The sequence below is a fragment of the Hyphomicrobium sp. DMF-1 genome, assembly GCF_027886585.1.
Classification (GTDB): Bacteria; Pseudomonadota; Alphaproteobacteria; order Rhizobiales; family Hyphomicrobiaceae; genus Hyphomicrobium_C; species Hyphomicrobium_C zavarzinii.
On the sequence record NZ_CP115706.1, the window covers coordinates 3,331,893 to 3,358,501 of the forward strand.

At 62.7% G+C, this 26,609-nt stretch carries 14 protein-coding genes; 7 read left to right on the forward strand and 7 right to left on the reverse strand.

The window, feature by feature from the left end; all coding sequences use genetic code 11:
* Positions 1–40: 40 nt before the first annotated feature.
* From PE058_RS15330 to PE058_RS15340, 3 genes are read left to right on the forward strand one after another with little or no spacing between them, the layout of a single operon-like run.
* Positions 41–904, forward strand: a complete 864-nt coding sequence (locus tag PE058_RS15330) for an HAD hydrolase-like protein (protein WP_271028807.1) — start codon at positions 41–43, stop codon at positions 902–904.
* Positions 876–1,310, forward strand: coding sequence for a CBS domain-containing protein (locus PE058_RS15335; RefSeq protein ID WP_026868046.1), 435 nt, complete (start codon positions 876–878; stop codon positions 1,308–1,310). Before PE058_RS15330 ends, PE058_RS15335 begins: the two co-directional genes overlap by 29 nt.
* Positions 1,311–1,369: 59 nt before the next feature.
* On the forward strand, positions 1,370–1,810 hold the full coding sequence (locus PE058_RS15340; RefSeq protein ID WP_020086053.1) for a CBS domain-containing protein: 441 nt from the start codon (positions 1,370–1,372) through the stop codon (positions 1,808–1,810).
* A gap of 252 nt (positions 1,811–2,062) precedes the next feature.
* On the opposite strand, the gene PE058_RS15345 is transcribed toward PE058_RS15340, so the two are convergent.
* Complete coding sequence (locus PE058_RS15345) at positions 2,063–2,461, reverse strand: SET domain-containing protein (RefSeq protein ID WP_020086052.1); 399 nt, start codon at positions 2,459–2,461, stop codon at positions 2,063–2,065.
* A gap of 156 nt (positions 2,462–2,617) precedes the next feature.
* Positions 2,618–2,956 (reverse strand): YciI family protein, encoded by a 339-nt coding sequence (locus PE058_RS15350; RefSeq protein WP_020086051.1) that lies wholly within the window; start codon positions 2,954–2,956, stop codon positions 2,618–2,620.
* A 163-nt stretch (positions 2,957–3,119) separates the two neighbouring features.
* Here PE058_RS15350 and PE058_RS15355 point away from each other — a divergent pair, with 163 nt between their 5' ends.
* Positions 3,120–3,518 carry a hypothetical protein gene (locus PE058_RS15355; protein WP_271028808.1) on the forward strand — a complete coding sequence of 133 codons (399 nt, stop codon included), beginning with the start codon at positions 3,120–3,122 and terminating at the stop codon, positions 3,516–3,518.
* Positions 3,519–3,628: 110 nt separating this feature from the next.
* Entirely contained in the window at positions 3,629–4,177 is a 549-nt protein-coding gene (locus PE058_RS15360) for a hypothetical protein (RefSeq protein WP_020086049.1), read from the forward strand.
* A 105-nt stretch (positions 4,178–4,282) separates the two neighbouring features.
* On the opposite strand, the gene PE058_RS15365 is transcribed toward PE058_RS15360, so the two are convergent.
* From PE058_RS15365 to PE058_RS15385, 5 genes are all read right to left on the reverse strand, one after another.
* The gene (locus PE058_RS15365) at positions 4,283–13,732 is read right to left on the reverse strand and encodes an MBG domain-containing protein (protein ID WP_271028809.1); all 9,450 of its coding nucleotides are present in this window, start codon (positions 13,730–13,732) and stop codon (positions 4,283–4,285) included.
* Positions 13,733–13,749: 17 nt separating this feature from the next.
* A complete protein-coding gene (locus PE058_RS15370; protein ID WP_271028810.1) occupies positions 13,750–15,474 on the reverse strand; it encodes a ShlB/FhaC/HecB family hemolysin secretion/activation protein in 1,725 nt (574 codons plus the stop codon).
* A 78-nt stretch (positions 15,475–15,552) separates the two neighbouring features.
* On the reverse strand, positions 15,553–16,092 hold the full coding sequence (locus PE058_RS15375) for an invasion associated locus B family protein (protein ID WP_020087312.1): 540 nt from the start codon (positions 16,090–16,092) through the stop codon (positions 15,553–15,555).
* A gap of 477 nt (positions 16,093–16,569) precedes the next feature.
* Entirely contained in the window at positions 16,570–17,373 is an 804-nt protein-coding gene (locus PE058_RS15380; RefSeq protein WP_020087313.1) for a DUF2189 domain-containing protein, read from the reverse strand.
* Positions 17,374–17,578: 205 nt separating this feature from the next.
* The gene (locus PE058_RS15385; protein WP_271028811.1) at positions 17,579–18,823 is read right to left on the reverse strand and encodes a hypothetical protein; all 1,245 of its coding nucleotides are present in this window, start codon (positions 18,821–18,823) and stop codon (positions 17,579–17,581) included.
* Positions 18,824–19,814: 991 nt separating this feature from the next.
* Here PE058_RS15385 and PE058_RS15390 point away from each other — a divergent pair.
* Together PE058_RS15390 and PE058_RS15395 are read left to right on the forward strand one after the other, a co-directional pair.
* Positions 19,815–20,780 carry a UDP-glucuronic acid decarboxylase family protein gene (locus PE058_RS15390; protein WP_271028812.1) on the forward strand — a complete coding sequence of 322 codons (966 nt, stop codon included), beginning with the start codon at positions 19,815–19,817 and terminating at the stop codon, positions 20,778–20,780.
* A 102-nt stretch (positions 20,781–20,882) separates the two neighbouring features.
* Complete coding sequence (locus PE058_RS15395; RefSeq protein ID WP_271028813.1) at positions 20,883–26,576, forward strand: beta strand repeat-containing protein; 5,694 nt, start codon at positions 20,883–20,885, stop codon at positions 26,574–26,576.
* Positions 26,577–26,609 lie beyond the last annotated feature (33 nt).

The following is a 26,609-nucleotide window of genomic DNA, read 5'->3' on the forward strand; positions in this document are numbered from 1 at the left end:
CTTCGCCAATTGAGGCAACCGAACGGGAAAAGGGCCGCACATGACGCTCGGGACAATAATCTTCGCCCTTGATGGAGTTATCGCGGAGACGCATGAAGCGCGGCGCGAAGCATTCAACGACGTGTTTTCCGAAGCGGGCGTCGGGTGGCATTGGGACCGAGCCTGCTACGCTCAGCTCCTCAGAGATTCCCGCGGCCAGGAGCTGGCCGCCAGTGCCCTCATCGAGGCGTTCCTCAGAGAACGCGTCGTGCGCCCGCGACATCTCGGCGATTTGTCCAACATGATTGCCGCCATGGAACGGCGGCACGCGTCTCTATTGCGCGACCGCTTTGCGCATCGGCGCGTGCAACTTCGCGCCGGCATCGCACCGTTTCTACATGCGGCCGCAAGAGAGGGGATTACCCTCGCGATCATGGCGCGCGACGATAGCGAGAACTGCCGCACGCTTCTTGAAACGCGGCTGCCAGCCGAGTTGAGCGGAGCGATAGAGATTATCGCGCTCAAGCCGCATTGCGACATGAAAAATGGGCCCAGCACATATTCGAATATTGCCACCGCGCTCGATATGGACATGCGTCGCTGTCTCGTCGTGGAAAGCTCGGCTCCGAGCCTCGCGGAGGCGCGCGCGGCCGGGATCGCGGGGCTCATGACCTGGGGTCTCTACCCTCGGATGGACGACATCACGTCGCCGCGCAACCTAGGCCTCACAACATCCATCGCGGACGCATTCATCTTCCTTCTCAACCGTTGGGACTGTGCGCCTCCCCGTGACCTGCTTTCCTACATCCGCGACGTGCACAGCATGCAATGCCGGCTTCTCTACCCCTCGGATATTTTTTCTCCTGCGAGCGCATTCCTGCAAAATGAGGTGAACCATGTTGGTCTCCGACATCTTGAAGCATAAGGGCGGCGAGGTAAAAACCGCGCGATCCGACGAAACAGCAATGTGTGTCGCCAAGCGGCTCAAGAGTGAGCGGGTCGGCGCTCTGGTCGTCAGCGACGACGGCTGGTCCCTCGACGGGATCATTTCCGAGCGCGACATTGCGTTTGGCCTCGCCGCTCATGGCGCAGGCCTCTACGCCATCCCGGTTGCCGATCTCATGACCCGTTCCGTCATTACGTGCGGACCGCGTGACAGCATCGCACAGGTCATGAGCGTGATGACGCAGCGGCGCATCCGCCATCTTCCGGTCCGCGATGGCAATCGTTTGATTGGCGTGATCAGCATCGGTGACGTCTTGAAGCACAGGCTTGGCGAACTCGAGCTGGAGGCAAACGTATTACGCGATTACGCCATCGCTCGCGGCTGAGGACCTCAGTCATGAGCCCAGTCAGCACCAATCACATAAAACGCAAGGGAGAAGGCCCGATGAAGCGACGCATTTCCAAGGTTTCCGATATCATTTCCAAAAAGCCGGTACACACCATCAAGAGCGACGAAACGATCGGATCTCTTTCAAGGAAGCTGCAGAAAGAGCGGGTCGGCGCAATGGTCGTCAGCGACGATGGCACTTCCATCGCCGGAATTATCTCCGAGCGCGACATCGCCTATGCGCTCTCGCTGCATCGAAGCAATCTTCACGAGATGACCGTGGGCGCGCTCATGACAAGGAAGGTCATAACCTGCTCACTGAATGATCGCGTTTACGACGTGGTGCGCCAGATGGGCGAATGCCATATTCGGCACGTTCCCGTCGTCGACAGCGGAAAGGTGGTCGGCATGGTCGGCATGCGCGACGTCCTCGAGCAGCGTCTCGAGGAACTGGAGGGCAATCTGCATCTCATGAAAAAGCTTGTCGTAGCAAGCTAACGGGGCAATCAATGCGAAGCGCGGCGGACACCGCCGCCTTATTCGCATGCGATGACGAGCCCTGCTCCCGCCGGTCGCCGGCCCTGGCGCCTCCAGGGTTGGCATGCAAAGCGCGCAGCCCCAGCAGGATCGTCATCTGCGCGCGGCGAGCGGCAACAGGTCTGCCTTCCACGAGCCTCTCCGGAAATTGGCAATGGGAAGATGCCGGTGGAAGCGCGACTCATGCGCCGTCTACGGCGGCATCGGGGTTCGTTACCTGGAACACTTTGCGCAGCGGCAGGCTCCTGCGAGATGTATCTCGAAATACTCCTCTCCGTAGTCGTAAGATAGCTCTTCGCCAAGCTCGATCGCGCGGAGCGCGAAGACATAAATGCGACGTTTGCTGAGAACGATCTCGCAATTCGGTGCGCACGAGTGATTGATGAAGCGAGCCGTATTTGCCGGTATATTGCCGTCGATCATGCTCTCGTTGCTTGTCCAGAAGAGATATTTCCCGCGGTTCTCCTTGATCTGTTTGGCCGTGGCGGGCCGCCCGAAGTATTCGATGACGCATGATCCCTTGGGTATGCGTTCTTGGGCGAAAAGACCCCGGCCACTGTGCGACCGAAGTACTTTGAGCTGGAAGGCCCCCGGTACGAAGCGTCGCTTCATGGGGACAGCATGCCTTGCTTCATTTTCTCTCCATCTCGCATGCCACATGGGGAGCGCATGCCTAGCATAAAGCCGAAATTTCGCGAGTCCCGTAGAGACGCGATTGTCGGAAGGTCACACCCCTCGCGTCGTTCGGCGGCATCACGGGCTCCGCCATCAGACGAGTGGGTCGAACATGATCTCCCGGACCTCCTGCGCGCAGCGGCAAGCGACAGCGAACTTGGCAGCCCACTCCAGCGCGGCAGCGTGTGACGGCACATCGAGAATGACGAACCCGCCTATAACGGCTTTTGTCTCCGGGAACGGGCCGTCAGAAACCGTTCCATCGGTGGCCACAATGCTCGCCCTCTGCCTTTGCACCCCGCCGCCAAAGATCCATACTCCTGCCTCCTGCGCGGCGTGGACGACCGCGTGAGCTGCCTCACCCACGGCTTCCAACTCCTCCTCGGGGATCTTCATCGTGCCATCGTCGAACGAGATCAGGTACCGCGTCATCTGAAGACTCCCTTGGCAGAGGTCACTGTTGATCCGGCGTTAACTTATGGCTCCTCGCGACGGACTAAAGGCTTTAAACAAAGCAAGCAATACCTCCCGCTTGTGCGACGGGGCTGGGCACGAACAATTCTGGGTTCCGCTGGCGTTTGACTGGAGACGAGGCATGTACGCGTTTGCGATCGCGGCGGGGGCAATGGCCCTCTACTTTGTGGTGGCGGCGGTGCAGCGGCCGCGGCCTGCCGGAATCCTAGCCGCGGTCTTGTGGGGGGCCTACTCCGTCTACGAGTACTATGTGGCCAACGGCACCCTGTGCGATACAGATTGCAACATCCGCGTCGATCTCGTGCTCTTTCTCCCGCTGCTGGGGAGCGCGGCCTATCTCGCCTTCCGGAAAGAGCCGCGTAGAGGCGCCGTCGCAATTCTCTACGTGATCTGCCTAGGCATTGTCGCGTGGGTGGCAGCGGCCTTCGGCTACATTGCGGTGGCTGTTGTCGCCGGCGTGGCCGCGCTCATCGCCGCCGCCTACGGCCTCAAACCGAGCATCTCTGGCAGCCAAGCGTGACGAAGGCCGTGATCGACTTCGCAATTGTCTGCTAGGCTGGGATACGTCGAACAGCAAGGTGTTTGCTTCGCGACTGGAGTCGTAAGGGACTGTGATCTGAGGAGGCACGGGTGCAGAAGTTTCTTTCGGTCGCGATGGCCGCTTTCGCGCTGCTGATCGGTGGAGCATCGAACGCCTCCGCTGGGCCAGAACCATCGATCCTGACCATCACGGGCGAGATTTCGCATCCAAATCGCGGGGCGCTCGACCCGTTCCGCGACGCGTTCCTGATGCATAAGGAAAAGACGTTTGCGAAGGCTTTTGCCTTCACGCTCTCCGCTCTCGCTGCCCTGCCGCAAACCAAAATTTCAACCAACGTCGAAGGCTGGCCGGGGAAGATCGAACTCGAAGGACCGCGGTTGCGCGACGCGTTGGCTGCAGCCGGCGTCGCCCCGGATGCCACGATCGCGGCGACCGCGCTCGACGGCTACAACGTCGAGCTGACGCCGGAGGAGATGGCCTCACACGACTGGATCCTGGCGGTCAGCGCCGACGGGGTGCCTTTGTCGATCGGCGGGCGCGGCCCGGTCTGGCTGATCCACGGCACAGACGGAAAAGCGGTCTCGCAGGAGGTGGAAGCGACGTGGGTCTGGGCGCTCTATCTTCTCGAAGTCAAATAGCCTGCAAGCGTTGCCGCGCGGATGAGACAAGCGGCATCGTAGCAAAAGCCCCTCACCTCACCATGCCTCACTGCCCAAACGGACGATCACTCGGGCGAGCTGCTTTCAGTCGTTTTCACTATCTTCGTCGGCGGCGACCTGATTGTTGAATTCGACGGGGAAGAGAGGCGAAGTCTTGTCGCTGCTCCACCGTTCCATTGTTTGGCCAGCCACAAGTGTTTGCGGCGTCATCGAACTCAGGCTCGGACCTGACGGGGGCTTGGGATCGATGACGAGCATGCCGGGCATGTAGCCGATCGTATAGTTGCCCGATGACAGGCCGGAGACCGTGATGTCGTAGCTCCCGGTCTTGTGAGAACCCTGGGCGCTTCCGCCGTAAAGGAGCGTGCCCCCCAGGACCGACGGCGTGTCCCAAACGGCGAGGCCGGCGTAGCTCACGCCGTTGCCACCGTAGAATGCGACGCCATCGTTGACGCGCGTGACATTCAACGCCGTGACAGTGAGCGAGCGCGGCGTGATGGCGAATGTCGTGCCCGGCGTGAAGGTGAGGTTGTAATTCCCGCCAAGATCCAGCGAGCCCTGCTCGATAGCATAGCTGCCGACATTCTCGCCTGCCGATCGCGACAGGTCGCCCGAGAACGCATCGCTCCCCACCAGCGAGCCGGAGCTGATCGCATACGCGAGAACAGGGTCGGCGTTGCCGTAGATCTTGGTTTGACCCGCGTTTGCAGCAACCGTCACGGGCCGCGGTGTGATCGCGAATGAGGTGCCCGGAACGAAGCTCAGCGTGTAGTTGGCGCTCAGCGCCAAGGAGCCTGCGCCGATGCCATACGTCCCGACGTTCTCGCCAGAAACGCGATCCAGTACTCCTGAGAACGCCTCGCTTCCCACGAGCGTGCCCGAGCTGATGTGATAGGTGAACACCGGATCGGCGTTGCCGTAGACCTTGGACTGGCCTGTGTCGGCAGTCACGGTGATGGGCCGCGGCGTGACCGCGAATGTGGTTCCGGGCGTGAAGGTGAGCGCGTAGTTGGAGGACGCTGCTATCGTGCCCTGGCCGATGGCGTAGCTTCCGACGTCCTCTCCAGTTGCGCGGGTCAGCGCGCCCGAAAGCGCATCGCTGAACGCCATCCCCATGCCGCCGATGGTGTAAGCGAACGCCGGGTCAGTGTTGCCGTACACCTTGGACTGGCCTGCGTCGGCAGTCACGGTGATGGGCCGCGGCGTGACCGCGAATGTGGTTCCGGGCGTGAAGGTGAGCGTGTAATTGGAGGACGCCGCTATGGTTCCCTGACCGATGGCGTAGCTTCCGACGTTCTCTCCGGCTGCGCGGGTCAGCGCGCCCGAAAGCGTATCGCTAAACGCCAAGCCCAGGCCTCCGATGGCGTAAGCGAACACCGGGTCGGCGTTGCCGTAGACCTTCGACTGACCGGCGTTTGCCGTCACGGTGATCGGTCGCTGCGTGACCGCGAATGTGGTGCCCGGCGTGAAGGTGAGGCTGTAATTCCCGCCAAGATCCAGCGAGCCCTGCTCGATAGCATAGCTGCCGACATTCTCGCCTGCCGATCGCGACAGGTCGCCCGAGAACGCATCGCTCCCCACCAGCGAGCCGGAGCTGATTGCGTAAGCGAACACCGGGTCGGCGTTGCCGTAGACCTTCGACTGACCTCCGTTTGCCGCCACGGTGATCGGCCGCTGCGTCACGGCGAAGGTCGTGCCCGGCGTAACCGTCAGGGTATAGTTTGGACCGAGCGTGAGCGAACCCAGCGCAATGGAATACGTTCCGACGTTCTCGCCTGTCGCTCTGTCGAGGGTGCCGGAGAACGCGTCGCTTCCCACGAGCGTGCCCGAGCTGATCGCGTAAGCGAACACCGGGTCAGCGTTGCCGTACACCTTGGCCTGGCCTGTGTCCGCCGTGACCGCAATCGCTCGCGGCGTGACCGCGAATGTGCTTCCGGGCGTGAAGGTGAGCGCGTAGTTGGAGGACGCCGCTATGGTGCCCTGGCCGATGGCGTAGCTTCCGACGTTCTCTCCGGCTGCGCGGGTCAGCGCGCCCGAAAGCGTATCGCTAAACGCCAAGCCCAAGCCGCCGATGGTGTAAGCGAACGCCGGGTCGGCGTGGCCGTAGATCTTCGACTGACCGGAATCCGCCGTCACGGTGATAGGCCGCTGCGTGACGGCGAAGGTCGTGCCCGCCGTGAAGGTGAGCGTGTAATTGGACGACGCCGCTATGGTCCCCTGGCCGATGGCGTAGCTTCCGACGTTCTCGCCTGCTGCACGGGCAAGAGCGCCCGAAAGCGTATCGCTGAACGCCAAGCCCAGGCCGCCGATGGTGTAAGTGAACGCCGGGTCGGCGTTCCCGTAGACCTTCGACTGACCGGCGTTTGCCGCCACGGTGATCGGCCGCTGTGTGACCGCGAATGTGGTGCCCGGCGTGAAGGTGAGGTTGTAGTTCCCGCCAAGATCCAGCGAGCCCTGGCCGATGGCATAGCTGCCCACATTCTCGCCTGCGGCTCGCGACAGGACACCCGAGAACGCATCGCTCCCCACCAGCGAGCCGGAGCTGATTGCGTAAGCGAACGCCGGGTCAGCGTTGCCGTAGATCTTGGACTGGCCTGCGTTTGCCGCCACGGTGATCGGCCGCTGCGTCACGGCAAAGGTCGTGCCGGGCGTGAAGGTGAGGTTGTAGTTCCCGCCAAGATCCAGCGAGCCCTGGCCGATGGCATAGCTGCCGACATTCTCGCCTGCCGCTCGCGACAGAACGCCCGAGAACGCATCGCTCCCGACCAGAGAGCCGGAGCTGATCGCATACGCGAGCACGGGATCGGCGTTGCCGTAGACCTTGGACTGACCTGCGTTTGCCGCCACGGTGATCGGCCGCTGCGTCACGGTAAAGGTCGTACCCGGCGTGAAGGTGAGGCTGTAATTGGACGACGCCGCTATGGTCCCCTGGCCGATGGCGTAGCTTCCGACGTTCTCTCCGGCTGCACGGGCAAGAGCGCCCGAAAGCGTATCGCTGAACGCCAAGCCCAGGCCGCCGATGGTGTAAGTGAACGTCGGGTCGGCGTTCCCGTAGACCTTCGACTGACCGGCGTTTGCCGTGACGGTGATCGGCCGCTGCGTGACGGCGAAGGTCGTGCCCGGCGTGAAGGTAAGGCTGTAATTCCCGCCAAGATCCAGCGAACCCTGGCCGATGGCATAGCTGCCGACATTCTCGCCTGCGGCTCGCGACAGGACACCCGAGAACGTATCGCTCCCGACCAGAGAACCGGAGCTGATTGCGTAAGCGAACGCCGGGTCAGCGTTGCCGTAGATCTTGGACTGGCCTGCGTTTGCCGCCACGGTGATCGGCCGCTGCGTCACGGCAAAGGTCGTGCCGGGCGTGAAGGTGAGGTTGTAGTTCCCGCCAAGATCCAGCGAGCCCTGGCCGATGGCATAGCTGCCCACATTCTCGCCTGCGGCTCGCGACAGGACACCCGAGAACGTATCGCTCCCCACCAGAGAACCGGAGCTGATCGCATACGCGAGCACGGGATCTGTGGTGCCGTAGACCTTGGACTGACCTGCGTTTGCCGCCACAGTGATCGGCCGCTGCGTGACCGCGAAGGTCGTACCCGGCGTGAAGGTGAGGCTGTAATTGGACGAAGCCGCTATGGTCCCCTGGCCGATGGCGTAGCTTCCGACGTTCTCTCCGGCTGCACGGGCAAGGGCGCCCGAAAGCGTATCGCTGAACGCCAAGCCCAGGCCGCCGATGGTGTAAGTGAACGCCGGGTCGGCGTTCCCGTAGACCTTGGACTGACCTGCGTTTGCCGTCACGGTGATCGGTCGCTGCGTCACGGCGAAGGTCGTGCCCGGCGTGAAGGTGAGGCTGTAATTCCCGCCAAGATCCAGCGAGCCCTGGCCGATGGCATAGCTGCCCACATTCTCGCCTGCGGCTCGCGACAGGACACCCGAGAACGTATCGCTCCCCACCAGAGAACCGGAGCTGATCGCATACGCGAGCACGGGATCTGTGGTGCCGTAGACCTTGGACTGACCTGCGTTTGCCGCCACAGTGATCGGCCGCTGCGTGACGGCGAAGGTCGTGCCCGGCGTGAAGGTGAGGTTGTAGTTCCCGCCAAGATCCAGCGAGCCCTGGCCGATAGCATAGCTGCCCACATTCTCGCCTGCGGCTCGCGACAGGACACCCGAGAACGTATCGCTCCCCACCAGCGAGCCGGAGCTGATTGCGTAAGCGAACACCGGGTCGGCGTTGCCGTAGACCTTCGACTGACCTCCGTTTGCCGCCACGGTGATCGGCCGCTGCGTCACGGCAAAGGTCGTGCCGGGCGTGAAGGTGAGGCTGTAATTCCCGCCAAGATCCAGCGAGCCCTGGCCGATGGCATAGCTGCCGACATTCTCGCCTGCGGCTCGCGACAGAACACCCGAGAACGCATCGCTCCCGACCAGAGAGCCGGAGCTGATCGCATACGCGAGAACGGGATCGGTGGTGCCGTAGACCTTCGACTGACCGGCATCGGCCGTGACCGTTACGTGCCGCACTGTGATGTCGGCCGACGATGTCGCCGTTGCGTTGACGCTATAGTTTGCAGCGTCTGCTCCAGAGAGAGTGATCCCCGAAGTGGTTGTTGCAATTCCAGTCCCGACATTCACGTCGGCAAACACGGTTTCTGTGCTGTCGACAGTCAACACATCGCCGGAGAGGCGGTCGTCCGCGAAGGTCACGCTGCCGGCCGCCGTCGCGTCATAGACTTTGTTGTTTGCCGTCGCGGTCGCCGTCAGCGCCTTTCTATCGACGGTCAGAGTTCCGGGCACGACGATCAAACGATAGGTTTCCGTGCCTGCCGGCGATGCAGCCGAGATACCGGGGCTCGCCACGGCGTTGGCGGTGATGGCGTAGCTTCCGGCGTTATCGTGCCCGGTCGAGCTCTTCGAGCTCGCATTTGGATCGGCCAACGAGAACGCGCCCGGAATGTCACTCGGCGTTATCGTTTCCGGTCCCGCCAACACATACGCGGTCACCCCTGTGACGGCATCGTATCCGCCATACCGCCCATATGTGAAGGATGGTCTCGCGTCGCCGTACGTCACAGACGCGTCATCTGCCTTCACGGCAATCGCACGCGCCATGGCATAGAGTTCGGGATAGTGGGCAGTCGTATCGCCGCCTTGGCCCGCTTGGTTTGGCGGAACCCAAATGCCGCTGAAATCCCAACCGACAAAGTTGGTGGCGAAATTTGAGATGTCCTGCATCTGCGCTGTGGTGCGGCCGGTCACCCCGTAGGAGACGCCGCTGCCACCGGTCGCGCGTCCGGATGATTGCGTGTCCCAATAGTTCGCGGACAAGCTCGAACCGTTGTTCAAGCCGATGAAGCCGCCCACATTGGTGGTCCCCAGCGCCGTCCCCGTCGAGTAATTGGACTCGAGGTAAGAGCCGTGGCTCACTCCGACGAGACCGCCGATCAGATTGCTGCTGCCGCCAGTTCCGGTCGCGTTGCCTCTCGCGTAGCTCGAATAAACCGAGCCTTGGTAAAGATATCCTACGAGGCCGCCGATCGACTCCGGACCGCTGGCGTCGCCGGTGGCGTAGCTTTGCATCACGGTGCTTCCGGACAGAGATCCGACCAATCCGCCGACCCGGCTGCTTCCAGTCACCGCGCCCGTGGCATACGAATTCAGGGTCGTGCTGGCCTGCTGCAACACTCCGACCAATCCACCAACACTGGTCGTGCCGGATACAGTCCCAGTCGCGTAGCTGTACGAAATTTTCGTGTATTGCCAGCTCTCGCCGATGAGCCCGCCTACGTTCGTCAGGCCGGATACATTTCCGGTCGCGTAACTCTTGGCCACTGTGGTGTAGTAGTTGCTGTACCCGACGAGCCCGCCGACTTTCGACCCGGTCGCCGTGACGTTTCCGGTCGCGTAGCTCTCGGTCACGGAGGTCAATGGAGAATGGTTGGTTTCCCGTAGATAACCCACGAGGCCGCCGACCTGCGTCGTGCCTGAGACGGCACCCGTCGCGTAGCTCTTGGAGAGCGTGGACCCATACGCCAGCGATCCGATCAAGCCGCCAACGCTCTCTGCGCCCTGCACGGTCCCACTCGCATAGCTGGACAAGACGGTCGTCTGTGTTCCGCCACCGAGCAGACCTCCAACCGAGTTGCCGGTGGAGGTGACATTTCCCGTCGCGTAGCTGCCGCTGATCGTAGCGCTTGAGGCACCTCCGGCGAGCCCTCCCATCGACCCGTCACCCGTCACGGTGCCAGTCGCGTAGCTGTCGCGGATCGTACCGGTAACGCTTCCGACTAGACCTCCCGAAGACGCTTGTCCCGTGACCGCGCCAGTCGCATGGCTTCCTTCCACCGTCGCCGCGCTTATTATTCCAATAAGACCACCCGTAGCCGTAGTGCCAGCGACCGTGCTCGACGCATAGCTATTCGAGACGGTGGCATTTACCTCAAGTTGACCGACGAGCGAGCCTGTGTTCGTCCCGCCCCTGATGGAGCCGCCGACAAGGCCAACATTGGAAATTCGTGCAGAGCTGCCTCGTACCCGCCCAAAGAGACCTACGTCCGTTTGCGACGCGCGATTGATCGTCAAGCCGGAGATTTCAAATCCTGCCCCATCGAACGAGCCGGTAAAATTCTGTGACGATGTGCCGACGGGACTGAAGCCGCTCGTGCCCCATACGGATGAGGCGACCCCTGTTGCCCTTGCATCGATGTCCTGTGTCAGGACGTATCGTCCGCCGAGTTTCAACCCCATGAGCTGGAGCTGGTTGGTGTTCCAGATCCCTTGCGAATACTCATGGCGCAACATCGGCCGCGCTCCGTCGAAGCTGACCCATGTGTTGGTAAAATCAAAGCTGGTGTAGCTGGCTTGCGACGTTGCTTGAGCCGTTGTCAGGCCGGTCGCGGAGAACGTGCCGCTCGCATAGCTATAGCCCCATGAAATCCCGGTGGTTTGGATGTCCCAGTAGCTCTGCGTGACGTGAGAACTGTTGGCGCTAGCTCCAACGAGCCCGCCGACACTGCTCTGGCCTGCTACAGAACCGGTCGCATAGCTTCCTAAAACCGCAGCCCTGTTCATGTAGCCGACCAGCCCGCCGACCGAGTCGCCGCCTGTTACAGACCCGGTTGAATAGCTGTAATCAATTCTGCCATCGGTATTGTCTCCGACTAGACCTCCAGCCATCATGCTGGCCGCATGCACAACGCCGGTTGCATAGCTAAACTGTACGGTTCCGTAGTTCGATCCCACGAGACCGCCGGCGATATAGTTCGTTGCGGTTATCGTGCCTGTCGCGTGACTTCGCGTTATCGTTCCCTGATTGAAACCAACAAGACCGCCAACAACACCCGTTCCAGTGACGTCGGCAGACGAAAAACTGTCGGCGATCACGCCCCCGTTCCAAGCGTAACCGACGATACCGCCGACACTGCTCTCCCAGCCATTTGCCGAGATGCTGCCGGTTACATAGCTCGATGAGATGGTGGAGGCCCCATAGCTCGTCCCCACCAGCCCGCCAACTTTGCTTTGTCCAGTAATGGAGACTCCGGCGAGGGCAACGTTGGAAATAAACGCCCCACCGTCAGTTACAGAAAAGAGACCGACCCGGTCTTCGCCCGGCCGATTGATCGTCAAGTTTACGATCGGGTTTCCGAGGCCCTGGAGACTGCCGGTGAAGAACGGATAATCCTTTCCGATGGGCTTAAAACCGGCACCGCCATTCCATGTCGCCGTATCAGCCGCGTCGATGGCAACCGCAATTGCATACTTTCCAGCCAGACCGTTTTGTATGGCTTGGAGATCCGCTACGGAGCGGATCATGGTGTAGCTTTCGCCGTTGGCGGAGAACGTTGAGCTGGCGCCCGGCAGCGACACAAAGGCGCCCGGCGAGACTTTGAACTGGCCCCCGTGGTTCACGGCAAACCCCGCCGACGTGCCCGTTGCAACGATAGGCGCGTGAACAAAAATGCTCCCCGCCGCCGAGAGCGTCAGCACCGTATCTGCAGTCCAGCTCAGCGGAGCCAGAAGCGTGATGTTACCGTTTTGCGAGCCGGAGGCCCCTGTCGTCAGCGTGACGTTCGCCAGCTCGATCTGATCCCGCAGCGTGGACACATTGATCAGGCTGTCGTTTGCGGATGGCGTGAGACCGCTCACACGCGCAGAAGCGCCCGACCATATTGTGATGTCATACGGGTCGAGCAGCAGCGTGCCGAAACGGCCCTTGTAAGACGTCAGGTCCGCAAGTCCGCGATAGTCGAGCACTTGCTTGCCGGACACTTCTACGAAACCGCCGTCCCCCCCGAGCGCGCCTCCTCGCGCCGAAATGCGCCCTTCAAACGAGGTCAGACTGTCGGACCAGACAATGATCGTGCCGCCGTTTCCGTCGACCGCCGCATCGGCACGGATTTCGGCATCGGCTCCAATCACGACATCATGCGCACGCGTGAGGGTGCCGCCGCCCTGCAGGTCGCCGCCAATCCGAACATGCCCGCCGCCGGTTGCGCCGGATGCATCGATTTTGGCCTTGCCGAGCGTAATCTTGTCGTTCGCGGTTATGGTGACGGCGCCGCCTTTTGCCGCTTCGGACCTCGTCGAAATTCTCGCATCGCCGTCGATCCTGACGGAGCGGCCGCTGACGTCGACGGCGCCGCCCTTCGTTGCACCACCGGCATCGAGCGTGCCGGTTACGTTGACGTTGCCGCCCTCGCCGCCGCCAAGAACGATGGCGCCATCGACACCCGAAACCGATTTCGCGGCAATCGTACCCGACACATTTACGGCGTCGCGGATTGCGCGGCGAACGGTTGCAGCCTTGAGCTCCACGCGTCCGCCGGGCGCCTTGATCCGTCCACTCGAGTCGATGAGGGCGCGCGCGCTCACCGTCCCGGGCGGGATGGCGACTTGCAGAAAGCCGTCGCCGGTTAGATCGAGCGCTGCCCGCTCGCCTGCACCGAGGCCGACGCGTCCGAGCGGCACCGAGATGGTGCCGGCATTCGAGATGTTGCCGCCCAACAGGCCGACGAAGCCACCTGAGCCCGCCTGGATGGAGCCCTGATTGACGACCCCTGCCGACGAGCCTGTACCGAAAAAGTCCAGCACGCCGCCGAGGAAATCCTGATCGCGAATGTCGAGCGTCGATCCCACGAAGCCGCCGCCGACGTTGATGTTGCCCGTCGGCGTGATCGCGATACCGTTCGGGTTTACGAGAAACACCTGTCCATTGGCGCTGACCTTGCCTGCGATCGTCGATGTGGTCCCGCCAGTCACGCGATTGAGTATCGCGGACGATGATCCCGGCTGCTGGAACGTGACCGAGTTCGGCTGGCCGACCGAGAAGCTATTCCAGTTGACGATCGCGCGCGGCGTGGACTGCGTGACGGTCAGGCCGCCGCCGCTCGGCGCCCCCACAGTCACGCCGCCCGAAACGACGCTCGGGCCTTGCGGCAATGCGTGCTGCTGCGCCTCGCCTGTGACGGGCGCCAGGTGCACTCCGAGCACGGCCAGCAAAGCGATGTAGGAGATGCGGCGGAAACGTCTCGCTGACATGGTGTCAAAATCCAGTTCTAGAATTTCACGCCAGCATTGAACATCACGCGATACCCTTCCTCGGCCCTCGGGTCGTCCGTGAACCGCCGAGCGAGCTCGAGGCTCATCGAGCCCAAGGGCAATCCGTCCGGCCCCTCCACGAAGGCACGCGTACCGACGCCCACGGATGCAACGTCGATCCTTCCAGGTTCAACGATTGTCGGCTCGACAAGCCAGCCGCGCCCCGCCGCACCGAACACGTACGGCGTTACCACCGTTGCCCATGCCACGGTGGGGAGCGAAAACGATCTCGATATTTCGGAGCGCGCGAGGAGACCTTCATCGACGCTGAACGTGCCACTCTCGAAGCCAGAGATCGATTGCGGGCCATCCAGAGAAAACTGCTCCGACGCGAACAGCGGTGTGCCAAAGGATGTCTGACCGCGCACGAGCAGGCTTACCCGCAGGTCTTCCGGAAGCGGATGGATGTAGTGCATCTCCGCGACCAGCTTCTGGAAGTCCGGATCGCTGCCCATGCGCGAGAGCGGCACGCCGGACGCAATGGCGTCGCTTTCGTCCCGGCCGCCCAGCCCCTGGGAGACTGTCGCCGACAGGAAAACGGGCGCCCCGCGCGACGTATAGGACGTATGATCGAGACCGAGACGAACGACGCTGTAGCGGTCATGGTCGAGGTCGAGCCCGAAGTCGATGGCCTCGGAGATGGCTTCGTTGTGCTCGTAGAGCGCCTCGACATCGAGCCTGCGCGCTCTCGTCAGGACAACAGGGTAGGAGACGCGAAGCGCAAAGCGCTCGAACACGTCCTGCGTCGCAAAAAGCTGATCTATCGGGCGCGATCTCGAATGCGTGTATTCGGGGTTCAGCGTCAGACCATCGGTGCTGATCGGGATGACAGCGCCGACGCCGGCGATGCGAAGCGGCGCCGTGCCGTCCAGCGTGGCGCCAAGCTCGTCGGAACCGATGTAGGTACCGTAGACCTGCTCGCCGAACCCGAATGCGCTGTTCACCTCCGCTGACGACGCGTATTGCCAGCGCCCGTAGCTCTCGTTCATGTGGTTGTTCACGCCGAGCGTGCCGCCAACCATGCTATGCTCGCCATTGAGGATCAGCCGCGTGCCGCCCTGCTCGCGCCCACGCGCGAGCGTGCTGCGCAGCCGTAGGCCCGGCACGTGAGACGCGAGAAGCAGCCGGCGTTCGATTTCATCCAGCTTGATGCGGCGCTGGCCGATGAGCGGCGCCATGCGAGACACGACGACATCGCGCACGCGCGGCGATAAGGCTTGAACGTCGACATCCTCGACATAACCGTCGACGACAAGAAGCCTGAGTTCTCCTCCATCGAGAAGCGTCTGCGGCGGGAGCACCACGCGCGCCAGCACATACCCCGCGGCGGCGTAGGCTTGCTCTACCACGCCCGCGAACGCGTAGAGCTCCGCGGCAGTCGTGCGCCGCCCCACGATCTGACGCGACAGTTCAGCAGTGACAGCGGCAAGCTCCGGGAAACCACCTTCGATGCGTACGTTCGCAATCGTCACCGTGAGCCGTTCTGCGCCTGCGGGCACATCGAGAGGCGCGGCACCCGACATCACGATGCCTCCGCCGCCAAAGTCCTCCGGGGGACGTAGCGTCTCCGGCGTGACCTGGCTTGCAGGTGGCGCCTGGGCACCTGCGTTCAACGGCGCGAGCGCCAACAGCGTGACGAGTATTCCAGCCCGTTTCCGATATCGGCCCCGCTCACAGCTCATCGCCACCTCGTCCGCTGGGAGACGAGATGGAAAGCGCGCGGCGGACAGGTGTCTTGTTGCTTCACATCCTGCATATCGTCATTCTTTGCTCAGCGCATCGTAGGCGGGCGCCAGCCCGCGGAAGGAGAATGGCACCGCGACGCTGCGGCCCAAGCCATCCTTGAAATCAAGGCGACCGCGCTCGGATTGCGCACGCCATTTCGCGAGAACGTCGTCTTTCAGCGCGACCTCCGCAAAGCATCCGCCAGGCAAGCATCTCGCCCAGATGAGATTCTGGGCGATCGGATCGCTTTCATCGATTGCCACTTTCGGCCCTTCGGTGAGCAATACGTTGGTCGGCAAAACAATCGTCAGGACATTGGCAGCAGGGCTTTTGGTTTTTGAAATCGCGAGCCGCGCGATAGGGCCAGACTGGCCCTGAACCTGAACGGATTGCGAGACCTCGCAGAGCCGGCTTGCCGTTCCCGCCTCATCCGCAACCTTCTGGCAGACCAAAACCCAATCCCCGTACGTCGCGGACGTCGCGTGAGGATCGGACGAAACCGGCGCGGGCACCGTTGCGGCGCGGGTTGCAGGTGTCGGCTCCGCGTAAGCGGCCGACTGCGCCAGAGCTATCATCAGTGGTCCGCACATGAGAGCCAAGCAGGCCGAAATGATCTTTGGCATATAAATAACTCAGCTATCTGATTGTATCTGTCCGTACATTTTCTTGTGGGTTATTCTGGTGTGATTCGTCGGAAAACATAGCGCGTAATGACCCGGATCAGGCGTGCGGGCACTCGAGCGTTCTCCGCCGATGCAGCTCGCGCCCGCTGCTGAAGGCGCCGCCGAGCTTCGAGGCGTTCCCGAATTGCGCTGGATGACTGGTGCGCTGCGCGGATCTGCTGCGATTTCACACGCTGAGGGAAAATCCTAGGCAGAAGCCCATTATCAGCACCGCCGATCAACCAGCGTTGCTGGCGCGGTTCCGCACATTTGCGTAATTCGGGGGCTTCTTCGTCAGGTGGGAGGTTCGGGGCGCGCGAACTCAATCTCCGTGGTCGCGAAAGCGCGCATCACAATGCCTTGATGAGCGGGCCGCGCTTCGTGTTCCGGCTAGGCGCCTTGAAGAGCCTGTGCCGGCTCCGGCGCAACCACACGCTGGAAAAGGTGCCACGTCGCATGACCGAGAACCGGCAATGCGACCAGCAGTCCCAAAAATCCCGTCAAAGCCGAGAGAACCAGCAATGCGACGATCACCACCGCAAACAGCAGCATGGGCAGCGGATTCATTGCGACCGCGCGCACACTCGTGATCATGGCGGTCACGCAGTCCACATCGCGATCGAGGACGAGCGGAAAGGACACCACCGAGAGCGAGAACAGGATGGTTGCCAGCACCGCGCCGATGACATTACCCACCAGCAGGAACAAAAGACCGTTCGTGGTCGTCAGCACGATATTGACAAAGTCGTGAAGGGACGCGCCCATCCCGCTGTAACCAAGGAACAGGGCCATGAGCAGGCGCACCTGATACATCCACATGATGAGCACGAAGACCGTCATGAAGCCCATCCAGCGGACCTCGCTGCGGCTTTTCACCTTGCGCCAGATCTCGCCTGCCGAGAGCGGCTCTCCCGTCTGCAAACGGCGGCTCACCTCGTAGAGCCCGGCCGCGACAAACGGACAGACGAGAGCAAAGCCCGCCCCGATCGGGTAGGCAAGGTAAGGCATCCCGAGAATCTGCAAGGTCGCAACGATCGCGATCCCCGTGATGGCGCTGAGACCGCCTAGCAGGATGCCGTACCAGGGCGCGGCTTGGAAATCCCGCACGCCTTGCGCCAAGGCCTCTATGACGTCGCTGGTGGAGATCTCGCGAACGACGGGATCAATTTTGCCCGATAGCGATGCCGTCCCCATGCTTCCCCTCCGCCGCGCCGCCTCGCCAAAGCCGCCTCTCGGGCGGTTCGCTGACATCGATGACGTCCCGCCCGATCCGTGACATTTGTCAAGAATAGCGCATGCCTGCTGCGCCCGCGACACTCTTCGTTTTCGCGTGTGCAGCAAGAGCGGAGGCAACGGCACGCCATTGGCCGGGTACGGCCCGTCCGATCCTCCACCAGGATTACAAGGGGGGCCAGCCTGGGGGCACCCGACGGCTGGACAGCCCCAGCGCAAAACGACGTTGCGCCAGTGGACGCTCGCCGGGCGGTACGCGTCCTCGCAAGGCCAACAGCATGCCGATCGCAAACCAGAGGGGAAGCCAGACGAAAAATCTCGCTGTCAGAGCGACGAGCAGGACCACGATCAGAAATGCTACGGCCGGGATGTCGTCGGCACCCAAGGTGCGCCATGCGACCTTAGCCCGGCTCAAAAGGAAACCGATCAGGAGCATGGAGCCTATAAGGCCGGTGTGCGATTGGACCGAAATCAACGAGTGAATATAGCCGCCGGGGCGAAAGGTTTTCACCTCGGCGCCGAGGTCGCCGAACATTGGATCGAGCGCAAGCTGATCAACCGCGTCCTCGTAAATGATCTTCCAGCGCGAGGATACGCTGCTGCCGGCAACAATGGTCAGCGGCGGGATATCGTCGGAACTGTCCGACGCAAGGTCTAGAGCGGCAACGCGAAGGAACGGCTCATAGTTGAACATCCTGAGCGGCGGAACGCTGATGGCAATGCTCACCGCCAGAGCGGCACCGAGCACTCCCGTTCCGGCAAGCACTGCACCAACCGCCCACTTTGACCGGCGCTCAATGCTGCGCACTCCGACGAACAAATCGCACCCGAACATCAAGACGGCAAGAAGAGCGATCCCGATTGCAGCTCCATTGGAGCCGACAACTTGCGCGATGAAGACAGTCCACACCGCGAGGCCCAGGTAAACGCTCGCCCGCGCCGCAAGCGCGGGCAGCGTGTTGCGAGCGGCGAACAATCGACGGGCGGACGCGACGACGCAGAAGTACCAAAGGAAGAGATAGTCACCGAATGCCTGATAGATGACGGGCGCGCCGGCCCTGTACTGAACAAGAAAGATATCCGAGCGGCAGATAAGGAGCAGCCGCGCGGTGATCCACACCAACGACGCGAGCGCAAGGCCCAGCGCCGACAATTCCCAACGGAAATTTGTGTCGCCGGCACTGCTCTTAGATGTCCGAGTTGCGTAGAGCAGCACAAATCCGAGTGCCAGCCCTGCACAAAGGCGGCTGAACCATATTTTCTGATATTCCGCCGAAATACGAGCGCTCGGGTAAATGCTCGCCAGGACAATGAAATACAGGAGAAACATCACCAGCAGGATCGCTCCCCAGTCCTTGATGTAGGAGCTGAAAAATCCGCGCCGGAAATCGCGACTGGCGAGCACCAGCATTAGCGCTCCAGCCATCCCAATGTGGCAGAGCCTCAAAAGCGGGATCGGTTCCGCTTCAATGAGTTGGGTGCAGGCGACCAAACATCCAGAAAGGTAGAGGAGGACAGCGTGGGGCGCTAAAAGCGGCCATGTGATCCCGCGCTCGTCATAACTCGCGGGACTTGCGGTCTCGAAGACCGCGATGCTCGATATGCTTCGCAACGCTCACCCCCCATGGCAAATCGCGCGACTGAAATTCGTACTGAGCCCCTTCACGCCGCCGTCAGCGCGCAAGTTTCCGCGCTCAGCAACGAGCCTCTTCAATTTATTTTCGCTGTTCAGAATTTCCCGCAGAAAACCCGACACATATAGTAATTAATTACCCCGCCATTTGGTTGAAACATACCATTTCTATTACGCTCGCCAAGGGCATTTGCGGTAATAAACAGAATAAATAAATGTCGAATAGAGCGCCCGCCATTAACCATTCCTTATCGCGCAATTAAAAAGAACATGGATCATCACTCGCGATCGGCGATAGCACCCATTTGATGAAGCTTGGGAAATTGAGCGAATCGCACGGCACGCCCAAAAGGGACCGACTTCTTTGGGACACGCCTCAAATTGAATAATGCCGTTCAGATGACGCGCCATGTGCTAGCCGCTTATCCGAGGCCGAGCGCAATAATTCCGTGCGAAGGCGGCAGAGCGAAGCCGCTGCGGCGCTCTGCCGGCCACGTCCAACATTCTGGATGAGGATTCGGTTGCGGCCACGCTTGCCGGGCAACTCTCGCGGGCCTTATCCCGCTGCGGGCACGCGGTTCGAGGATCGTTCGAGTGATGCCGGGAACGCCTTCGGCGTTTATCCCCAGAGTATTTGTAACTGCCGTGTTTCTGCGCGGCCCGTCAGTTTGACACAAGCTCGATTCCGTTAGAGGGTTCAAGGGGCTGGCAGCAGAGACACTCACTCGCCTGCGGCGCCCACGGGGTCTGGCGCGCGGGGGAGTTCGACGTGAGGAAAAGTGTCCTAGTCACGGGAGGTGCCGGCTTCATCGGATCGCACCTCATCGACAGGCTGATAGGCGCGGGCAACGACGTCATCTGCGTCGACAATTTCTTCACCGGCTCAAAGACGAACATCGAGCACCTGATCGGCAATCCGCGCTTCGAGCTCATGCGGCACGACGTGACCTTCCCGCTCTATCTGGAGGTCGACGAGATCTACAATCTCGCGTGTCCCGCCTCCCCCATCCATTACCAGCGCGATCCGGTCCAGACGACGAAGACCAACGTCCACGGCGCCATCAACATGCTCGGCATGGCCAAGCGGCTGCGCTGCCGGATCTTTCAGGCGTCCACGTCCGAGGTATACGGAGATCCCGCAGTCCATCCGCAGACCGAGGACTATTGGGGCAACGTGAACCCGATCGGGCCGCGCTCCTGCTACGACGAGGGCAAGCGCTGCGCTGAAACGCTGTTCTTCGACTACCACCGGCAGCACGGCCTCGAGATCAAAGTCGCTCGGATCTTCAACACCTACGGACCGCGGATGCAGGTCGGCGACGGCCGGGTGGTGTCCAACCTCATCGTACAAGCGCTCAAGGACGAGCCGATCACGATCTATGGGGACGGCAGCCAGACCCGCTCGTTCTGCTTCGTCGAGGACATGGTGGAAGGCATCCTGCGCTTCATGGCCAGCGACAGCGCGCTGACCGGGCCTATCAACCTTGGGAATCCGGCAGAAATCTCGATTCGAGAGCTCGCCGAGCGCGTGATCGATGTCACGGGCTCGGGCTCCAAGCTGACGTTCCTCAAGAAGCCCATAGACGATCCTGAGCGGCGCCGCCCCGACATCGGGCTTGCAAAGGCAACGCTCGGCTGGAAACCCACGGTCGATCTCCAGGAGGGATTGCGCCGGACGATCGCCTATTTCGACAGCGTGCTGGCGAGAGCAGGCGGACTCACCGTAGAGGCTTGATGGAGAGGAGCGAATCCGCCGCCATGGCGCCCGGATGCCGTCGAGAGGGAACGAGGCCAAATCGATGATGCAGATCCGTGGAACCCGCGACGGTAGCCAGCGATGACGTCGATCTTTTCCGGTCTCACCGCATCGTTGATCGCGAAGCTGTCGCAAACGACGATGCGCAGCCTCGACACGACCGACATGGAAGCCTTGACGACGACGCAGGCCGCCGCGTTGAAGGCTACCCAGCTCAACAGTCTCAGCACGACCAATATCGAAGCCCTCACCTCCACCGCGGTATCGGCGTTGGCACCGGTCAACCTGAACAAGCTCAGCCTCGCCTTGTTCGAGGTGCTCGTCGGCGATGATCTCGCGGCTTTCACGTCAACGCAGATGGCGGCGCTTTCCGCCTCGCAGCTCAACAGCCTGACCGCGACGGAAATCGCGCAGCTCACCCCCGAGCAGCTCGGCGGCATCACCTCGACCCAGATTGCCGGTCTCACCGTCACGACGCTCGAGAAGTTCAGCGCGACCCAGATCGCGTCTTTCACCTCCACCCAGGTGAGCGGCCTCACGGCATCGCATCTCACGTCTCTTACGCCCGAAAAGATGCAGGCGCTCGATGTCTCCGGGCTCACGCCGCTCCAGGTCTCGCGCCTCTCCGCGACCGCATTCGACAACCTGTCCGCGGCGCAGATCTCGGCGTTCACCCCGGCGCAGGTCGCCGCGCTTTCGGCGACGTCGCTTTCGCTTCTGTCGACGAGCGAGATCCAGGGCTTCACCACCAGCCAGATCGGCGGGCTGACCGCGCGCCAGATCTCGAACCTCCCCACCACTACGATCACCAAGTTCACGCCAAGCCAGCTCGCGTCGCTGACGACCCAGCAGATGGCGGCGCTGATATCGACGCAGCTCACTGCACTCTCGCCGTCAGCAATTCAGGCCTTGCCCGCCGAGCGCTTCACGCAGACGCAGATCGCGACGCTCTCCACGACTGCGTTCGACAACCTCACGTCCTCGCAGCTGGCGGCTCTCAGCGCAACGCAGATCTCCGCGCTCTCTACGACCTCGCTCAACCGGATGTCGCCCACGGCACTCCAATCGCTCACCGCCACACAGGTTTCGGGGCTCACGGCCCGGCAGTTGGCGGGAGCTACCGCCACGACGCTCGCAAATTTCTCTCCATCGCAGCTCGGCCTCCTGACGACCGCACAGATGAGCGGGCTTAAGCCGGCGCAGCTCAGCGAGATGGCGCATTCGTCCCTTCAGGCGCTGACTGCGGCAAACTTCTCCGTCTCGCAGTTGAACGGTCTCAGCACGACCGCGTTCGACAATCTGTCGCCAACGCAGATCCTGGAACTCAAGCCGGCCCAGCTGGCTGCACTCTCGACGACGAATTTCAACCGGCTCACTGACGGCGAAATCGGCGCGCTGACCGCCACGCAGATACGCGGGCTCAAGCCCGCCCATATCGCCGCTCTCACAACGTCACTGCTGACTGCGCTCGATCCGTCGCAACTCCAGGCCTTGACCGCGACGCAGGTGAAGGCGCTCACCTCGTCGCAGATCAACGCGTTGTCGAGCTCGGGACTGCAGGCGCTCCCGGTTTCGAGCCTTTCCACAACGCAGGTCGCCCGTTTCACCACGACGAATTTCCGCGGGCTGACGCCGGCACAAATCGCATCGTTCACGCCGGGCCAGGTCGCCTCGCTCAGCTCCACGCTGATCAACAGCCTGTCGCCGGCCGAGATCCAGTCGTTCACGACGACGCAGATCAGCGGATTGACTTCCGCCAAGATCGCGACGTTCGGAACGGAGCAGGTGGCCGCGCTTACGACCGATCAGATCCGCGCGCTCTCGCCGTCGGCGCTGTCGGGCCTGCGTGACACGCAGATCGCCGTGCTCTCGTCGTCCCAGCTCAGCGCACTCTCGGAAGTCCAGATGGCGAGCCTGACGGCTGCCGCCGTCGGCGGGCTCGATACGACCGGCGTCACGAACCTCACCACGACGCAGATCGCCGCCATGAAGGCCACGCAGGTGCGCGGCCTCACCCAGGACCAGATTGCGGCGCTTACGACATCGCAGATCGCGGCGCTCTCGACGACTGCGATGGCGAGCCTCAGCGCGACTCAGGTGTCGGCTCTGTCGGTCGCCCAGCTCAACGCTCTCAGGCCCAGCCAGATCTCGGCCCTTTCAACACTTGGCATCTCGGGGCTCACGACCACGTCCGTCGGCGCCCTGAGCGCGGACCAGATCGGGGCGCTCGCGGCTTCCCAGGTCAGGGCTTTTTCGGAGGCTCAGGTCGAGGCACTGAGGCCGCAGCAGATCGGCCTGCTCGCCGAGACGCAGATTGCGGCTTTCTCCACCTCGGCAATCAAGGGCCTTTCGGCGGACGACATCGCGGCCCTCACGACAACCCAGGTTGGCGCGCTGGTCGCGACGCAGGCCTCCGCGCTGGTCGATACGCAGATCGAGGCCTTTTCGGACACGCAGATCGCTAACCTCACGACCACGGCGATCTCCGGTTTCAAGAACACGCAGATCGCGAGCTTCACTCCAACGCAGCTCGCTGCGATGTCGTCTGAACAGATCGGCGCCTTGTCGGCGGACGGCATCACGGGGCTCGCGGCCGAGGACATCACGTCTCTCTCCCTGAGCTTCTTCACAGGGCTCTCGCAGACGCAGATCCGCGCGCTTTCGGAATATCAGATCGTCTCGCTCAGCCCCGCACAGCTCGCCGCGCTTTCGTCCGAGCAGATCTCGGCCCTCTCCAAGGCGGCCATCAGCGGGCTCTCGACGACGGCGCTGCAATCGCTTTCCGCCACGCAGCTCAGCAAGCTCACGGCCGCGCAGATCTCGGCTTTCGACGCGAACCAGATCGCCTCGCTTTCCGTCGAGCAGATGTCCCGCTGGGTCACCACCCAGATGGTCGGCATCTCTCCGGACGCCATCAAGGCGCTCAGCGAGACGCAGCTCGGGGCTCTCTCCACCAGCCAGGTGCGGGCGCTTACCGCAACGCAGATCGGCGCGCTCGACACCACGCAAGTCGCCGCTCTCTCGACCTCGCAGATCGGTGCGCTGACCACCGCGCAGATGCGCGGGTTCAAGTCGACGCAAATCGCGAACCTCACCAGCACTCATTTCTCTGCCCTCGACTCGACGCAGATCGGCGCGCTTACGCCCGAGGCAATTTCCGGGCTGACCGGCGAGCAGATCGAGCTTCTCTCCATTCGTCAGGCCGACGGCCTGACCGCGACGCAGATGGGAGCGCTCAACGAGACGCAGCTCGGTGGCCTTACGACGACGCAGCTCGCGAGCTTGACCTCGACGCAATTGGGCGGTCTCTCCACGTCCGCGATCGCGGCCTTGACGGCGGAGAGCATCGGCGCGCTCGACGCCAAGCACATCCGCGGCCTGACCGCGGCGCAGCTCGGCGCGCTCACGACCACGCAGATCAGCTATCTCAGCACGTCGCAACTCGCGGTGCTCTCTCCCGAGCAGATCGCGGGGCTCAGCGCGGCCCAGGCGTCCAGCCTGAGCCCGGAGCAGCTTGGCACGCTTACGTCGCGCCAGGTCAGCGGCCTCTCCACCGCCGCGATCTCGGGGCTGTCGACGACGGCTCTTGGCTCCCTGAGCACGGTGCAGGTCAAAGGCCTGACGCAATCGCAAATCGCCAGCCTCTCCGAAACGCAGATCGTCGCTCTGAGCACCGGCCAGCTCGACGCCTTGTCCTCGACGCAGATCTCGGGCCTCTCGACGGCCGCGATCTCCAGCCTGACGGTCGAGCAGCTTTCGGGATTGACGACGACACAGCTTCGCGGGCTCACCTCGGCTCAGGTCTCGGCGTTGACGACCACACAGCTCGCGAGCCAATCGGCCGCGCGCATCGCGGCCTTGACGACGGCAGCTCTCGGCGGTCTCAAGGAAACGCAGAGCCCGACGTTGAGCGACGAGCAGATCGCGGCGCTCGCCACGTCGCAGATCGCCGCGCTTTCCACGAGCGCGATCTCGGGGCTCACCAGCACGCAGATCGCCGGCCTCACCAGCACCCAGTTCGCCGCGCTCACCTCTACGCAGATCCAGGCCCTCACGGGCGAGCAGATCGCGGGCCTAAGCACCACCCAGCTCTCGCGCCTCAGCGCAACGCAGGCGGCGGGCCTCAGCTCCAGCCAGTTGGCCGAGCTCAGCAGCACGCAGATCGGGGCGCTGACGACCACCCACATCCGGGCGCTCTCGCCGACCGCCATCAGCGGGCTCACTGGCTCTCAGATCGCGAGCCTCTCGACGACACAGCTCATGAGCCTCACGACGGCGCAGATGGGCGCGCTGTCATCCACGGCGATCTCGGGCCTCACGACGACGGAGCTCGCGGCCCTCACGACAACCCAGTTCGCCGCCCTCTCGACCACCGGAATCGCAGCGCTGTCGGTCACACAGCTCGCCAGCCTCACCTCGGACCAGGTGCGGGTCCTGAGCACCACGGCAATCGCCGGACTGACATCGACGCAGGCGGCGAGCCTCACGCCCTCGCAGCTCGGCGCGCTCACCACGAGCCAGATCAAGGCGCTCGCCGCGACGGGATTGGCCGGTCTCACCGCGACGCAGCTCGAATCCCTCAGCGCCTCGCAATTCTCGGCGCTGGCCGCCGCTCAGATCGGCGGGCTCTCGACAACCGCGATCAACGGACTTTCGACCACACGCCTCTCGAGCCTGACGACGACACAGCTTTCCGGATTGACGTCCCGGCAGATCTCAGCCCTCAGCGCCAGCCAGATCAGCACGCTTTCGACACGCCAGCTCCAGGCGCTTTCGCCTGACGAAATCAGCGGCCTGACGCAAACCGGCATCGCGGCCTTGAGCACGGCGCAACTGCGTGCGCTCACCACCGCGCAGATCGGCGCGATCTCAACCAGTGCCATAGCCGGCCTGACCAACGGGCAGATCTCCTCGCTGACGAGCGAGCAGATGGGCAGCATCCGCGCCACCCAGATCGCGAGCCTTTCGACGACGGCCATAGCGGGGCTGACCACTACGCAGCTCGACGCGCTCACCAGCACGCAGTTCGCGAGCCTCTCGGCGACCGGAATCGCGGCTCTGACGCCGGATCAGCTCTCGAGCCTCAAGACCACGCAGATCGGCCTGCTCTCGCGCACGTCCATCGGCGGCCTTACGGCTGCCCAGCTTTCGAGCCTGACCTCGACGCAGTTCGACGTGCTGACCTCCACTCAGATCAGCGCCATCTCGACGACGGCCATCCTGGGGCTGACGGAAACCCAAATCGGCTCGCTCGAGGCAACGCAGTTCGCCGGCCTCCGCGCGACACAGATCGCGGCAATGGATACGACGCAGATCCGGGCCATGACGACGACGGACATCGCCTCGCTGTCCGCCGCGCAGATCGAGGGCCTGCTGCGCGTCCAGATCCGTGCCTTGACGACGCCGCAGATCGCGGCGCTTACGGAGACGCAGATCGCCTCGCTCGACACCTCGCAGGTCGTCAACCTGACCACCACGATGCTGGCGCTACTCTCCTCGTCTCAGCTTGGCGCTTTGACGTCGACACAGATCGGCGGCCTCTCCTCGCAGCAGCTCAACAGCTTGAGCCCGAGCGTGATGGGTTCCTTCACCGCCAACCAGATCGCGGGCCTGACGACGACACAGATCTCCTCCTTGTCGACAACCGCTATCAGCGGCCTGACAACCACGGGCATCGAGGCCCTCAACGGCAACCAGATCGCGGCCTTTACGCAGACGCAGCTCGACAGCATGACGCCCGAGCAGCTCGCAGCGCTTCAATCGGCAATCTCGTAGTCTCTGCGGGGCATCCGCCGAGGCTGATCCAGG